Genomic DNA, 232 nt, shown 5'->3' with positions numbered 1-232 from the left:
GCGCCCGGCACCTCCATCTCGTTCCGCGGCTCCCTCGCCGCGTACGAGGAGGGCCGGGACGCCGACCGATACGCCTGGGACGCCGAGGGCAAGGCCGCCGAGGGCGCCAAGGAGACCCGGCTGCCGCAGATGGCCGAGGGCGACCCGGCCACGGAGTCGGACCTCACGGCCGATGGCCACCGCACGTCCCCGCCGCCGCGCTACACGGAGGCGAGCCTGGTCAAGGCGCTGG

1 protein-coding gene is annotated in these 232 nt (G+C 76.3%); it reads left to right on the top strand.

The features are described from left to right. A partial coding sequence (locus KVT14_RS21630) for a hypothetical protein (protein WP_217617415.1) occupies nucleotides 1-232 on the top strand: 232 nt, incomplete at both ends.

Source organism: Cellulomonas sp. GbtcB1 (assembly GCF_019091725.1).
Classification (GTDB): Bacteria; Actinomycetota; Actinomycetes; order Actinomycetales; family Cellulomonadaceae; genus Cellulomonas.
The sequence above is the reverse complement of the archived record's forward strand: the minus strand, read 5'-3'. Positions and strand labels throughout refer to the sequence as shown.